This window comes from Algoriphagus sp. UBA3586, assembly GCF_002376385.1.
GTDB lineage: Bacteria > Bacteroidota > Bacteroidia > Cytophagales > Cyclobacteriaceae > Algoriphagus > Algoriphagus ornithinivorans.
This window is the reverse complement of record NZ_DFMT01000032.1, coordinates 1-13,592: the sequence shown is the minus strand read 5'-3', so window position 1 is coordinate 13,592 and position 13,592 is coordinate 1. Positions and strand designations below refer to the sequence as shown.

The following is a 13,592-nucleotide window of genomic DNA, read 5'->3' as shown; positions in this document are numbered from 1 at the left end:
GTCAAGTTTTTCTAAAGCTTTGACATTTTTGAAGTGTAATTTATCGGATTGATAATTACATTTATCATATACGAATTTCATATTTTTTTGATACTCGAATCAAGTATGCTTAAAGCAAAACTGATATTTTCTTTCCTGCTGTTTTTTTGGGCAATAAACTCCTACGCTCAAACCGACTCTTTGAGTTTTCAATTTGGAAAAAAGGAAGGAAACCATCCTATTAATTATATTCTCACAGGTAAAATTACCGACAAGAAAAGTGGCGAGGGGATTGATGGGGTAGGAGTTCATGTAGATGGATTTTATTCGGGAATCAGTACCGATAGATTTGGAACATATTTTATTCAGCTTGCTCCAGGAGAGCACAAGGTCACCTTCAGGCATACTTCAAAAATTCCGGTTTTTACTCAAGTGTCACTTTTTGACAATGGAATTATTTCTATTTCTATGGAGGAGAAAAGTTATGAGTTAGAAGGGGTAGTAGTACTTTCTGATGAGCCTGATAGAAATGTGCGAAATCCAATAACTGGAATAGAAAAATTGACCACGCGCGAACTCAAGGCAATTCCTGCGTTTTTGGGAGAAGCTGATATTTTTAAAGGGTTACAACTTTTGCCAGGTGTCAGCTCAGTCGGTGAGGGTACTTCAGGAATCAATGTAAGGGGAGCAAAAACCGATCAAAATCTCCTGTTGATGGACGAAGTTTTAGTTTTGAGTTCCAATCATGCATTAGGATTTTTGTCGGCATTTAATACCGATGTGACGGAATCATTTACTCTTTACAAAGGAAATTTACCCTCGAATTTAGGGGGTAGAGCAGGGTCAGCATTAAATATTGCAATGCGCTCTGGTTCTAAAGAGAATTGGTCTGGGCTAGCGGGTATTGGTACTTCCAATGCGAAACTGATGCTAGAAGGCCCTATTCAGAAGGAAAAGGCAAGTTTAATTATTGGCGGGCGAGTGTCCAACGCCAATTGGTTATTGCAGCAAGCTAGAGACTTAGATATCAAAAACTCCGAACTAAATTTCCATGATGCCTACATAGGGTTGAATTGGAACTTGGCTCAAGGGCATGATTTGGAAGTAAACACTTTGATGACGGGCGATTATTTTAAATTTTCTGATGAATTCGGCTATGATTGGTCAAATCGAGTGAGTTCCATCAAGTATAAAGGAATCTTGGGAGAGCAGCTATCATTGAAAGCTTTATTAGCCAATGGGGAATTTTCCAATACTTTTTTCGACCCTGAGGGAATCGATGCTGCGCAAGTAGAAAATGGGATGGATTATCAGCAGGCAAAGGTCACTTTGGTATGGGCCTCTGATCGCTTTTCCATTTCCAATGGAGCCGAACTTGTCTATTATTCAGGGAAATCCGAGCAGTTAAGTCCCTTTTTTGAAGGATCAAATGTAGCTACTGAGCAGGTTGGAAAAGAACAAGGTCTGGAAAGCGCTTTATTTTCAAGTCTAGAATGGGATATTAGTCAAAATACCGCTATTGTGGCGGGTTTACGATACTCATTTTATAGCCAAAAAGGACCTGATACCGTTTTTGTCTACAGGGAAAATGCTCCAATCACTAGGGAAGAAACTATTGGACAGGAGTTTTTTGAAGGAGGATCTATAGCCAACTATAATGGGTTTGAGCCCAGGATTTCCTTACGTCAGAATTTTGGTCAAAACCTTTCAGCCAAATTGAGCTATTCCAGGCTTAATCAATACATACAATCAGTAAGCAATACTTTCGGGCCCACTCCAATTGATCTTTGGCAATTGAGCACAAGATATATTCCCCCTCAGCGATCTGATAATTTTTCATTTGGCATTTTCAGAAATAGTAAAGGGAATGAGTGGGAGTTTTCTGTGGATGGATTTTATCGAAAAATTCAGAACCAAGTAGAATACAAAGATTTTGCTCAGATCTTTTTAAATCCTCAGATGGAAACCGAATTAGTTTTTGGGGAAGGAAGAGCCTATGGTGCTGAATTCATGATTAAAAAGAATCTAGGGGTTCTCACAGGTTGGCTCGCTTATACCTATTCCAGGTCCTTTTTCAGAAGTCTGGGGGAGTTTGAAGAAAAGCAAATCAATCAGGGAGAATGGTATCCCAGCAATTATGATAAGCCACATGAGATAAATTTTATTCTTAGCAGAAAAATGTACCCAAGAGGATTGTTTAACTTTTCTGTCAATTATGCCAGTGGCAGACCAGTCAGCGCTGTCAATTCAAGTTACATTTTAAATGGATTGGTTATTCCGGAGTATTCTGAGAGAAATCAGTATAGAATACCGGATTACTTTCGGGTTGACATTTCGTACACTTTCGAAAAAGTATTTTCAAAGAAGGGCGATAGTCTCAACTTTAGCATTTATAACCTCTTAGGGAGGCGAAATGCATATTCAGTTTTTTGGCAAAAAGATGGGGATAGTAGGCAATTGAGGCCTTACAGACTGGCAGTTTTAGGAGCTATCTTCCCCTCAATTACGTATAGCATTCAGATAGGAGGAGAAAATGAATAAACATCTTACAACTTTTTGCTTAGCCTTGATTTTTTTGATGTTTGCCTCATGCATAGATCAGATTACTTTTCCTTTGGATAAAGGAACAGAAAAGCTCATTGTTTCTGGACAGATAAGTAACCTCGATGAAGATAAATTTGTATTCCTGTCAGAAACCACTTCGGCCAACAGGGAGCCATTATACTCAGGGCAATATTTGGTTTTAAATGATTTGCCCAGACCTGTAAGGGGTGCTCAAGTAGTTGTTATAGGGAGTGATAATTCCCAGAGTAGATTCAATGAAATCGGACCTGGAAAATACATGCTCGGCAGAGAAGTGAAATTCAAATCAGGGGTAGAATATCACCTTGAGATAATCATTCAGGGAAAGCGATACCTGTCTATTCCGGAAAGGATGCCTGATATTGTTGGAGAAGATGAATTGAGCTATGAGTTTGTACGTGGTAATTTTAAAGGGGCCCCCGAAACTGCCTTCATTTCTATACAAACTGAAGTTAGCCTTCCTGAAACTAATGAGCCCTACTATTTACGATGGGATGTGGACGAGGCTTACTATTGGAATTTGACATTTTTTCCTAACCCTTTCAACAAAGCACCCCCAGATTGCTACGTTTTTGACTTTCCTGATCCAGAAAGAATTGCGTTGTTTAATGGACAAGCCTCCGGTTTTTCTACAAATCAAAATAGGCAGATAGTAGCCCAACGCGTGGTGGATGAGTCCTTCTTGAGTAGACATTATTTCAATGTCAGACAAGTGAGTATTTCCAGGGAGTCTTTTGATTATTGGCAAAAGGTAAAAGTTTTGGTCAATAATACTGGCTCAGTGTTCGATACTCCACCAGCTCAGATTAGAGGTAATTTGTATAATGACATAGATCCTGAAGAACTTGTTTTGGGATATTTCGAAGTGGCAAAAGTGAGTCAAAAAAGAATTTACACCACAAGAGCAGACGTGCCTTTTTTCCTTCCAGAGATCTGTACTTACGAACGAAATAGACCGCTGGATAAATATCCAAAAACATGCCTCCGATGCAGTGAATTTCCAAATAGTACAAACGATACCCCTCATTGGTGGTTTGATCAATAGGAGATTATCTGGTGGGGTCCTATGGAATAGCTTTGTAATTTCTTACTGAGATCGATTTAGATGATAAGCATTAAATGAGCTCTTGATTAGCCGATAATAAAAAAAATACTTATTGACTTCTAGGTTTTTGTATTTTGTGTTTGATAACAACTCAAACCCCAAAAAACCTATGAAACTTAAATTCCTTTTACTTACAGTTTGTCTCCTAACTGCCGGTTTGATGCAGTCCCAAGCTCAACAATTCCGAGCTTTGGTTTTTAGTAAAACTGCTGGCTTCAGACATCAGTCCATCCCAGACGGTGTGGTTGCCTTGAAAAAATTGGGTCAGACCCATGTGTTTTCTGTCCATACGACAGAGGACGCCAACTACTTCAAAGATGAGAATTTGGAGAAATTCGATGTCATTATCCTGATGAGTACTACAGGGACTATTTTCAATGAGGAGCAAAAGGCGGCTTTTCAAAAATTTGTAAGAAGTGGTAAAGGTGTAGTTGGGATTCACTCAGCCACAGATACAGAATACGATTGGCCATGGTACAATCAATTGATTGGAGCATACTTTTTAGCTCATCCCAAGCAGCAAACTCTGAGATTAGAAGTAGTAGATTCCAATCATCCGGCCACTTGGCATTTACCAAAAAATTGGCTTTGGACGGATGAGTTATATGAATTCAGAAATATCAATCCCAATATTAAAGTGCTTCTCAATGCAGATGAATCAACCTATCAAGTAGCTAAAGGTAATGGGGCAAATCATCCTATGGCTTGGTATCATGAGTTTGACGGCGGACGGGTATTTTATACAGCTTTAGGCCATGTGGAGTCCGCTTATGAGGATCCGGATTTTTTAAAGCATTTATATGGGGGGATTTGGTACGCAGCAACCGGAGAGCCTATGAAATAATTCCGAATGGAAACTTACCTTTGCAGGAACTATTCGCCTTGATCAGGGTTTATTTCAACAAAAAACTGATAAACTGATGCTAAAAGCACAAGCAAGACCGGTTCACCTCTACATGGAGGCTAACCCAAATCCGAATTCCTTGAAGTTTGTTGCCAATTTTATGTTGGTGGAAGACGGTTTGAGCTTTGATTTTCCCAATGCAGAAAGTGCCGAAAATAGCCCATTGGCTCAAGAATTGTTTAACTTCTCTGCAGTGGAACGCGTTTTCATAGCTTCTAATTTTGTCACAGTTACCAAATCGGAGGAAGTAGAGTGGCCTGAAATTCAGACCATCATCAGAGATCATATCAAACAATATTTGGAAGCAGGGAAAATGCCTGTTCAAGCTAGTTTTGATAAGGATCCTTTATTTGATGAAAATGACTCCGAAATTGTCAAAAAGATCAAAGGAATCCTCGATGAATATATCCGTCCAGCAGTAGAGCAGGATGGTGGAGCCATCGTATTTCATTCCTTCAAAGACGGTGTGGTGAAGGTTCTTTTACAGGGAGCCTGTTCAGGATGTCCTTCCAGTACAGTTACCCTCAAAGCAGGTATCCAAAACTTGCTTACCCGCATGCTTCCCGAAGTGAAGGAAGTAGAGGCTGAAGGCATCTGATATTATAAATAATGGGAAAGAGAGATTGGTCGTGGACAATCCTTGGCCTGATGGCTCTGGGTTTAAGATGGTTGGCAATTCGCTATCCAGAAGCGACTGATGATATTTATTCCAGAACATTCTTTCCGGGAATTAGAAATGTGATTGATTTAACGCTGGGGCATTTGCCATTCCCCAGCGTTTATCTTTTTATCCTCTCCATTGTAATTTTAATAGGGATCTTTATCCGCAATTTTTACAAAACTAAAGGCTGGAAAAATCGAAGCATACTCAGTATTAGGTCCTTGCTCAATAGTCTGGGAGCCATAGTTTTTTTCTTTTTGGTTCTTTGGGGATTTAATTATCAGCGAACACCCATATTCAAACAGCTTTCTTTGACACCTAAGTCTCTGAATTTGGAGCAAATCAAATCTGAAGTTCAGATCACCCAACGCTTGGTGACTCAATACAGAGGGCAAATTTCCACTGATACCGCGGCTATAGGAGAAATAATAGCCTATCCTGAATTGGAAAAATTGGTAAGAGGAAATATGAGTGAAAATCTGGATTTGCTGGGTTTGAATTTCACAGGAAGACCACGAACCAAATTATTTCCACCACCCGGATTCATGCGTAAAATGGGGATATTGGGGATTTATTTCCCTTTTACCGGTGAAAGTTACATAGACCCCACGCTTCATCCTTTGGAAAGACCATTTACCGTTGCTCATGAAATGGCGCACAGCTATGGAGTGACAGACGAAGGAGAAGCAAACTTTATAGCTTGGGTAATTTGTACCAATTCCAATGATCCTCTTTTGAGGTACTCAGGTCAACTGAGACTCTTGCTTTACCAAATCCGAGATTATTATCGAATGGCCCCTGACCAGTATAAAGAATGGCTCAAGACCTTGGATGTAAGTGTACGTAATGATATTAGGTCCATTCAGGCTGAAAATGCTAAGTATCAACCCATATCATTGGAGATAAGTAGGAAAACGAATGATATTTTCCTAAAGTCTCAAGGCGTCAAGGCAGGAATAAACAGTTATCAACAACTCCCCATGTTAGCCTATGCATGGAGAGAGCGAATGAAAGAATTTTGAATTAAAAATTGTGCAATTAGTTTATTGGCTATATTTTTAGATTCAAACCATATATTTTCATGAGAACCCTTTTTGCTTCCTTTTTCCTCTTCATATTTTCATCTTCTTTTGCCCAGATAACAGTTGAATCAGAAAGAGATTCCGATGGAAATGTTCAAATCTATGCTACAAACAGTAGTCTAATTCCCTATACGATCCAATTTGAGTTTTCCAACCTTCAAAATCTTAGTCCTACAGGCGGGACTTATGCCCTGGGAGTAGCCAACCCCGGTAAGTCCAAGGTGGCGACTCTTAAAAAGGTGAATGCTAATCAGGGAACTAATTTTTCATTTAAATACACCTATCTGAAAGGAAATATCTATGCTAAATCTAAAACAGAACCAGTTTATTTAATCCCTGTTGAGGAAGGCGTGAAAGTTCTTGGGGGCAAAATGACCCATATTGAAAACAGGATTCGTTCAGAAGCCAATAATGACACCTATGTCGGAGTCTCTTTTAGATTTGATGATGAAGTGGAAATTGTAGCTCCTAGAAAGGGAGTAATAGTAGATATGAATATGGACTTGATCGAAGGCAAAGAAAATCTAGCTTTTACAAGGGAAGAGAACTATATAGAAATATACCATGAGGATGGTACGTGGACCAAATTGATGGTATTGAAAGGAGGTTCTCAAAAAGTAAAGCTAGGTCAAGAGGTCTTTCCCGGAGATGTTTTGGCTATATCTGGAGGTGAAAATTATGAGAATGGACGTCATATTAGAATGACCGTTACTAAAATCGAAAAGGATAATCTGGGGAAGCTAAAATATATGGTAGAGCCTGTTAAATTTTGGATAGCAGGCAAGGAAACCGCAGTTGAGTCATCGAGCTCATTCGGAGTGGAGCATCCCAAAGAGCTAATTACAGCCGAAATGAGTAAAAGGGAATTGAAGGCCTATGAGGGTAAATAAAAATTTTTTCATGTTAATCAGAATTTCTTCCATTAAGTAAAAAAATCACCTTAGTGGAGCCCAAAGGATCAGAATCTGGATGCTTCGGTCTCTCTGATGATAGAAATCAAAGTGTCTAACCCATTTAAGTAAAGACTAGATGGCTACTGGCAAGATTCCAGATAATCATGCTATTTTTTTATTCTTTTTTCTATTCCCGATCCATACTCCCAAGATCACCGCCGCTATTCCAACATAATGCCCAAATAGCAAAACTTCTCCGTCCCAAACTCCCCACATAATAGCTACAATTGGAATCAGGTAGGTAACAGAACTTGCAAAAACCGGGCTTGCTGTTTTCACCATCATATTGAAAATGATGAGTGCTAGGGCTGTTCCCAAGACTCCTAAAAGTGTAACGTATCCCAATGCAGTCCAAGCGCCTTCCACCGAAACCAGCTTGTAGGAAAACTGAGTTCCTGCCATTAAATAGATCAGTGCTGCAGGCAAAACCATGAGCAAAGAGATGGCTGTGATCTCTACCGGCTTAAGTTCCACAAATCGAAACTTGATCAGGTTGAGGTTGAAGCCATAGCAAGTACAGGCCAAAATGACAAAGAAAGCATAGGCATTGATGTCCGAAAAAGCTCCAAATCCACTCCCTTCCTTGACGGTTACCAGAACTACCACTCCTAAAAAGGCTATGAATAGTCCTATGGCATTTCGTCTGGTGATTTTTGAATTAAAGAATATAGCACCTACCAAAACAACGAATAATGGGGTAAGAGCATTCAGAACCCCAGTTAGGGAGCTGCTTAGCTGGGTTTGTGCTTTTGCAAATAGAAATGCAGGAATGAAACTTCCCACGAGGCCCACCAAAATAAGGTTTTGTATTTGATGGCTCTTTAGGTTTTTTACTTTAGGAATCGAAAGCGGAAGCAGAAAGGTAGCCGCAGCAACTATCCTGTAGGCGCCAAGCTCTCCGGGGGAAAACACATTCAGCCCCCTCTTTATCAAAATAAAAGAGCTTCCCCAAACTAAAGCTAAAACGATTAAGAAGCCCCAGTTTTTTAAAGTGTTTTCAGATTCTCCAGTTGACATTCGCTTGGGTGGGTGAGTAATGCACGGCAAAAAAAGCGAATTCAACTCAGAATTGTTTAAAAAAGTTGATCAAGCCCAAATATTCAAAGTTGAGATGAAAATGACTGTGATGTCTTTTGATTTTTTTGCCAAAAACAGAATAGAAGTCAAAAAAAAGCCCCAACAATTGTCGGGGCTCAAGTTAGAATTAAGAAAATTCATAATCAGCATAAGCGTGAGCTACCTGTTGGAGAATTTCGCAAACATGTTCATAGGACTCTGCTGTTACCATTTCGGTTCTATATTGTTTGAAATTGGGCATTCCTCTAAAATAATTGGTGTAATGCCTTCTCATTTCAAGTATTCCTAATTTTTCACCTTTCCATTCTACTGAAAAATCCAGATGTTTTTTTGCTACGGCAATTCTTTCATCCAAATCTGGGGCTGGAAGTTTCTCTCCGTTCTGAAGGTATTGTTTTATTTCGTTGAAAATCCAGGGATAACCTATAGAGGCTCTTCCTATCATCATCCCATCCACATTGTATTTTGCCTTGTATTCTGCAGCTTTCTCAGGAGAATCTATATCTCCATTTCCAAAGACTGGTATGTGCAATCGGGGATTTTCCTTTACCAAATTGAGATACGACCAGTCCGCTTCACCCTTATACATCTGCTGTCTGGTTCTTGCATGTATACTAATAGCCTGAATTCCTACGTCCTGTAGTCTTTCTGCAACTTCTACAATGCGAATGGTTTCGTGATTCCAGCCTAGTCTGGTTTTCACTGTAACTGGGATATTGACAGCTTTGACAATTTCAGCAGTCATGGATACCATTTTGTCTATATCCAAAAGAATACCTGCTCCCGCACCTTTGCAGGCTACTTTATGAACAGGACAACCATAATTAATATCCAAAATGTCAGGCCCGGCTTCTTCGGCGATAGCAGCAGCTTCCCTCATAGATTCAATTTCATTTCCGAAAATCTGAATCCCGATAGGACGCTCATAATCGAAAATATCGAGTTTTTGGACGCTTTTGGCTGCGTCTCGGATCAGCCCCTCAGAACTGATAAACTCAGTATACATCAAGTCTGCGCCGTTTTGTTTGCACACAGCACGAAATGGAGGATCACTCACATCTTCCATGGGTGCCAACAATAATGGGAATTCTCCCAACTCCAACTTTCCTATCTTTACCACTGCTAATTCTAAATTTGGCGTAAATTTACACTCAAATATGGAGATATACGAAACTCAAGCAGAAATAGGTAAGCGCAAGAGCTGGCTTTTGTCCTTGGTAGTCATAGTTTTAGTAGGTTTTGGAGTCCTGATTTTACTCCAATCTCTTGCCCTCGCCCTCGCAGTTCCCCTTTTTGATTTATCAATTTCTCAGATCATGTCCCTCATGTCAGGGGATAGCAGTATTCCCAATGGTCGCATGGCGATGTTATTTATTCAGGGTATTGGCTCAGGGATAGGCTTTTGGTTTGCTGCTTGGATCATAATTAAATGGATTGATAAAGCAGAGTTAAACTGGGACTTACAGATTTCAAGGTTTGGTCTCAAGAAATTCTGGGTCATGGTAGCAATTACCCTTGGGGCTATGTTTTTCAATGGACTTTTGGTGTATTGGAATTCTCAATTGGTTTTGCCTGAATCTCTTTCGGCCTTGGAAAGTTGGATGAAAGCCATGGAGGACCAATTGATGCAGTTAACTCAGTTTTTAACTGATTTTCAATCTGTTCCAGAGCTATTGACAGGCTTGTTGGTGATTGGGGTACTTGCAGGTATTGGTGAAGAGATGTTTTTCAGGGGTGTATTGCAGCCTAAGTTACACTTATATACAGGCTCAGTTCACTGGGGCATCTGGTTGACTGCCATTATTTTCTCAGCAATTCATATTCAATTTTATGGCTTTGTGCCTAGGGTATTTTTGGGAGCTATCTTTGGATATTTATATGTGTATTCAGGTAGTTTGGTGTATCCGATTATTGCCCATATTCTCAATAATTCCTTGACCGTATTATTGGTCTATGCCTCCAACCAAGGATTGGTAGATTTTGATTTGGAGTCCACAGATAATGTCTCATATCCCCTAGCTTTGGGTGGATTATTGGTACTTTTGGCAGGAATCCATTACTTTAAGAAATATAAGCCCCAATCAAATGGAGAACTGGATCAAGGTGTTTGAAAGTCCACAGCAGATTAGAGCTGAAATAGTCAAAGGAGTTTTGGAAGAAAACGATATTCCAGCGGTAGTGCTAAGCAAAAAAGAAACAGCTTATCAGTTTCTAGGGGTATATGAAGTCCATGTCAGCAAGGAAAATCTCATGAAGGCCACCAATTTTATTCAAAATGAGATCTCGTTTTAATATTAATAATTACAGTAATTTGGGGCAAAGAGCTATCACAGCCTTAGTCGGTGCAGTGGTGGTAATTTCTTCTATCATTTATTCAGATTGGACCTATTTCATAGTTTTTGCAGCAATTTTGGGCTTTGCCCAAATGGAATTCTATAAGCTTTGTGGTTTGGATGGGATGTTGCCTTTGAAGAGCTTTGGGACTTTCCTTGGACTCATGATTTTTACGCTGACGTTTATGATAGAAAAGGAGCGTTTGCCACAAGAATATCTTTATCTGATATTCCCGATCATTTCCTTGACCTTTTTTATCAAGCTGTATAAGAAAACAGATAAAAAACCATTTACAGGGGTTGCATTCACCTATTTGGGGATTTTTTATGTAGCAGTTCCTTTCTCTTTGTTAAACCTTGCGGTATTTTCGGTAGATCAGGTCTACCATTTTGAAATAATTCTAGGGAGCCTTTTGATTCTTTGGGCCTCGGATACAGGAGCCTATTTCGCAGGAACCAAGTTTGGGAAAACAAAGTTATTTGAGAGGGTTTCACCTAAAAAATCTTGGGAAGGGTTTTTGGGCGGAGCTTTTTCGGCCATAGCAGTCGCCTTTTTGGTGGCACGATATTTTCACTCTATCCAAGATTGGAAATGGTTGGTGATCTCCGGGATCATCATCATAGCAGGTACGTATGGAGACTTGATAGAGTCTCTTTTCAAAAGATCCATTGAAATAAAAGATTCAGGAAAAGGATTACCGGGACATGGGGGATTTATGGACAGATTTGACGGATTGTTATTATCCGCCCCTTTTATCACCGCTTTTTTGAAAATCTTCTAATTCTGGCTTAGGGAATCTGAAAAACTACTTAATATTGTATCGCATTTCACTACTCAAATAAAACCCAATATGGCTTACATTGAACCGGCTCCGATTAAGGATAAAGAGAATCCTTTGGAGTCAATGATGGAACGATTCAACATTGCAGCTGAAAAGCTGGGACTTTCTGATGAGGTTTACAATGTGTTGAAAAATCCGGCCCGTCAAGTAATTGTTTCCTTACCCATCACCATGGATAATGGAAAAATTCAAGTTTTCGAAGGAATCCGTGTGGTCCATTCCAATATTCTTGGACCAGCAAAAGGTGGGATTCGATTTGCACCTGATGTACATATAGATGAAGTAAGAGCACTGGCTGCTTGGATGACTTGGAAGTGTGCTGTTGTAGATATTCCATACGGTGGAGGTAAAGGAGGCGTTAGATGTAACCCTCGTGAAATGTCCAAAGGAGAAATCGAAAGATTAATGAGAGCCTATACCATGGCTATGATTGATGTTTTCGGACCTGATAAGGATATTCCTGCTCCAGATATGGGTACAGGACCAAGAGAAATGGCTTGGTTGATGGATGAATACTCCAAAGCTCATGGAATGACTGTGAACTCAGTAGTTACCGGTAAACCTCTGGTACTTGGTGGTTCATTAGGAAGAACCGAAGCAACTGGTCGTGGGGTAATGGTTTCAGCTTTGGCTGCGATGCAAAAACTGAAAATCAATCCTTTCCAAGCTACATGCGCTGTTCAGGGATTTGGAAACGTAGGTTCTTGGGCTGCTCAGCTTTTGGAAGAAAGAGGATTGAAAATAGTTGCTATCTCTGATCATACAGGAGCTTTCTACAATGAGAAAGGGATCAACATACAGGAAGCAATTCAGTTCAGAGATTCCAATGGAGGGCACCTAGAAGGATTCACCGGAGGTGATAGAATGGATGATCCTATGGATTTACTGACATTGGAAGTAGATGTATTGGTTCCTGCTGCTGTGGAAGATGTAATCACTGCGAAAAACGTTGATAACATCAAGGCGAAGCTGATTGTAGAAGGTGCTAATGGACCTACCTCGGCAAAGGCTGATGCCATAATTAATGAAAAAGGAATTATGGCTGTTCCGGATATTCTGGCAAATGCCGGCGGAGTTACTGTATCCTATTTCGAATGGGTTCAAAACAGATTAGGTTATAAATGGACAGCAGACCGTGTTAACAGACGTTCTGACCGGATCATGAAAGATGCATTTGAGCATGTATATGAGGCTTCTAAGAAGTATGATGTGCCAATGAGAATTGCTGCTTATATCGTTGCAATTGATAAAGTTGCGAAAACTTATACTTATCGTGGTGGCTTCTAAAAAGCATCAATTGTAAGAATCACTTATCTTTGAGGCGTGGAAGTAATTTCACGCCTCTTATCATTTATATTATGACCATACACAGAGAAGGACGAGTTTTATTATTTTGGTTGTTGATCATTTTAGTGGCAGCCAACTATCTATTATATTACTTCTATCCAGATGCGAGATTTTGGCTCAATGTCAGCATTTTGGGTAGTATTGTGATTTATTTGCTGGTGTTGCAATTTTTTAGAAATCCAATCTTTCAGATTCCAAAGGAAGAAGGAGTGATTTTGGCTCCGGCTGATGGCAAGGTAGTCGTTATTGAAGAAGCCTTTGAAGACGAGTATCTTAAAGAAAAAAGAAAGCAGATATCTATATTCATGTCACCTGTCAATGTGCATGTTAATAGATCTCCAATCCGTGGTGTAGTTGAGTTTTTTAAATATCATCCGGGAAAATACTTGGTAGCTTGGCATCCTAAATCCAGTACGGAAAATGAAAGAACTACCATGGTTTTGAAGCTGGATGACGGAATGAAAATTTTGGTGAGGCAAATAGCCGGTGCAGTGGCCAGAAGAATCAAATGGTATGTGAAGGAAGGTTCCCAGTTAGATCAGGGTGCAGAATTCGGGTTTATCAAATTCGGATCAAGAGTAGATGTTTTCGTTCCTCTTGACGCAGAGATTCTGGTTTCCCTAGATCAAGTGACGAAAGGTGGTAGAACACCATTAGCCAGATTGAAAAAATAATTAGTTTTTGATGTATCAAAATTTCGAGGCCCAGATTCAAGTAATAATTGCA

General features: G+C 39.8%; 13 protein-coding genes. 11 read left to right on the top strand and 2 right to left on the bottom strand.

The genetic code is table 11. The features are described 5' to 3' along the window. Window positions 1–105: 105 nt before the first annotated feature. The 6 genes from B2906_RS11745 (at window position 106) to B2906_RS11720 (ending at window position 7,204) form a co-directional block, all read left to right on the top strand. Window positions 106–2,520: a TonB-dependent receptor gene (locus B2906_RS11745; protein WP_286939791.1), complete on the top strand. Its 2,415-nt coding sequence runs from the start codon at window positions 106–108 to the stop codon at window positions 2,518–2,520. Continuing rightward, a complete protein-coding gene (locus tag B2906_RS11740) occupies window positions 2,513–3,607 on the top strand; it encodes a DUF4249 domain-containing protein (RefSeq protein ID WP_286939789.1) in 1,095 nt (364 codons plus the stop codon). Before B2906_RS11745 ends, B2906_RS11740 begins: the two co-directional genes overlap by 8 nt. 169 nt (window positions 3,608–3,776) lie before the next feature. Then, window positions 3,777–4,511: a ThuA domain-containing protein gene (locus tag B2906_RS11735; protein ID WP_091651121.1), complete on the top strand. Its 735-nt coding sequence runs from the start codon at window positions 3,777–3,779 to the stop codon at window positions 4,509–4,511. A gap of 76 nt (window positions 4,512–4,587) precedes the next feature. Then, window positions 4,588–5,169, top strand: coding sequence for a NifU family protein (locus B2906_RS11730; protein ID WP_219957722.1), 582 nt, complete (start codon window positions 4,588–4,590; stop codon window positions 5,167–5,169). A gap of 11 nt (window positions 5,170–5,180) precedes the next feature. Then, complete coding sequence (locus B2906_RS11725) at window positions 5,181–6,254, top strand: DUF3810 domain-containing protein (RefSeq protein ID WP_219957723.1); 1,074 nt, start codon at window positions 5,181–5,183, stop codon at window positions 6,252–6,254. A 59-nt stretch (window positions 6,255–6,313) separates the two neighbouring features. Beyond that, the gene (locus tag B2906_RS11720) at window positions 6,314–7,204 is read left to right on the top strand and encodes a peptidoglycan DD-metalloendopeptidase family protein (protein WP_219957724.1); all 891 of its coding nucleotides are present in this window, start codon (window positions 6,314–6,316) and stop codon (window positions 7,202–7,204) included. A 165-nt stretch (window positions 7,205–7,369) separates the two neighbouring features. On the opposite strand, the gene B2906_RS11715 is transcribed toward B2906_RS11720, so the two are convergent. Together B2906_RS11715 and dusB are read right to left on the bottom strand one after the other, a co-directional pair. Continuing rightward, window positions 7,370–8,284: a DMT family transporter gene (locus B2906_RS11715; protein ID WP_219957725.1), complete on the bottom strand. Its 915-nt coding sequence runs from the start codon at window positions 8,282–8,284 to the stop codon at window positions 7,370–7,372. A gap of 187 nt (window positions 8,285–8,471) precedes the next feature. Next, window positions 8,472–9,464, bottom strand: coding sequence for a tRNA dihydrouridine synthase DusB (gene dusB, locus B2906_RS11710; protein WP_091651101.1), 993 nt, complete (start codon window positions 9,462–9,464; stop codon window positions 8,472–8,474). A gap of 37 nt (window positions 9,465–9,501) precedes the next feature. Between dusB and B2906_RS11705 the strand changes: the two genes are divergently transcribed. The 5 genes from B2906_RS11705 (at window position 9,502) to B2906_RS11685 (ending at window position 13,540) form a co-directional block, all read left to right on the top strand. Continuing rightward, window positions 9,502–10,455, top strand: coding sequence for a CPBP family intramembrane glutamic endopeptidase (locus B2906_RS11705; RefSeq protein ID WP_219957726.1), 954 nt, complete (start codon window positions 9,502–9,504; stop codon window positions 10,453–10,455). After that, window positions 10,430–10,636, top strand: coding sequence for a putative signal transducing protein (locus tag B2906_RS11700; protein WP_219957727.1), 207 nt, complete (start codon window positions 10,430–10,432; stop codon window positions 10,634–10,636). The genes B2906_RS11705 and B2906_RS11700 overlap by 26 nt, the downstream gene beginning before the upstream one ends. Further along, the gene (locus B2906_RS11695; protein WP_091651093.1) at window positions 10,620–11,459 is read left to right on the top strand and encodes a phosphatidate cytidylyltransferase; all 840 of its coding nucleotides are present in this window, start codon (window positions 10,620–10,622) and stop codon (window positions 11,457–11,459) included. Before B2906_RS11700 ends, B2906_RS11695 begins: the two co-directional genes overlap by 17 nt. Before the next feature lie 69 nt (window positions 11,460–11,528). Further along, entirely contained in the window at window positions 11,529–12,806 is a 1,278-nt protein-coding gene (locus tag B2906_RS11690; protein ID WP_091651090.1) for a Glu/Leu/Phe/Val family dehydrogenase, read from the top strand. A 71-nt stretch (window positions 12,807–12,877) separates the two neighbouring features. Continuing rightward, window positions 12,878–13,540 carry a phosphatidylserine decarboxylase family protein gene (locus B2906_RS11685; RefSeq protein WP_286939785.1) on the top strand — a complete coding sequence of 221 codons (663 nt, stop codon included), beginning with the start codon at window positions 12,878–12,880 and terminating at the stop codon, window positions 13,538–13,540. The last annotated feature ends 52 nt before the right edge of the window (window positions 13,541–13,592 follow it).

Bases quoted from the DNA above. Each gene is read 5' to 3' on its own strand.
- B2906_RS11745 (WP_286939791.1), top strand. From the start codon at position 106: ATGCTTAAAGCAAAACTGATATTTTCTTTCCTGCTGTTTTTTTGGGCA.
- B2906_RS11730 (WP_219957722.1), top strand. From the start codon at position 4,588: ATGCTAAAAGCACAAGCAAGACCGGTTCACCTCTACATGGAGGCTAAC.
- B2906_RS11695 (WP_091651093.1), top strand. From the start codon at position 10,620: ATGAGATCTCGTTTTAATATTAATAATTACAGTAATTTGGGGCAAAGA.
- B2906_RS11740 (WP_286939789.1), top strand. From the start codon at position 2,513: ATGAATAAACATCTTACAACTTTTTGCTTAGCCTTGATTTTTTTGATG.
- B2906_RS11715 (WP_219957725.1), bottom strand. From the start codon at position 8,284: ATGTCAACTGGAGAATCTGAAAACACTTTAAAAAACTGGGGCTTCTTA.
- B2906_RS11705 (WP_219957726.1), top strand. From the start codon at position 9,502: ATGGAGATATACGAAACTCAAGCAGAAATAGGTAAGCGCAAGAGCTGG.
- B2906_RS11720 (WP_219957724.1), top strand. From the start codon at position 6,314: ATGAGAACCCTTTTTGCTTCCTTTTTCCTCTTCATATTTTCATCTTCT.
- B2906_RS11735 (WP_091651121.1), top strand. From the start codon at position 3,777: ATGAAACTTAAATTCCTTTTACTTACAGTTTGTCTCCTAACTGCCGGT.
- B2906_RS11725 (WP_219957723.1), top strand. From the start codon at position 5,181: ATGGGAAAGAGAGATTGGTCGTGGACAATCCTTGGCCTGATGGCTCTG.
- B2906_RS11700 (WP_219957727.1), top strand. From the start codon at position 10,430: ATGGAGAACTGGATCAAGGTGTTTGAAAGTCCACAGCAGATTAGAGCT.
- B2906_RS11685 (WP_286939785.1), top strand. From the start codon at position 12,878: ATGACCATACACAGAGAAGGACGAGTTTTATTATTTTGGTTGTTGATC.
- B2906_RS11690 (WP_091651090.1), top strand. From the start codon at position 11,529: ATGGCTTACATTGAACCGGCTCCGATTAAGGATAAAGAGAATCCTTTG.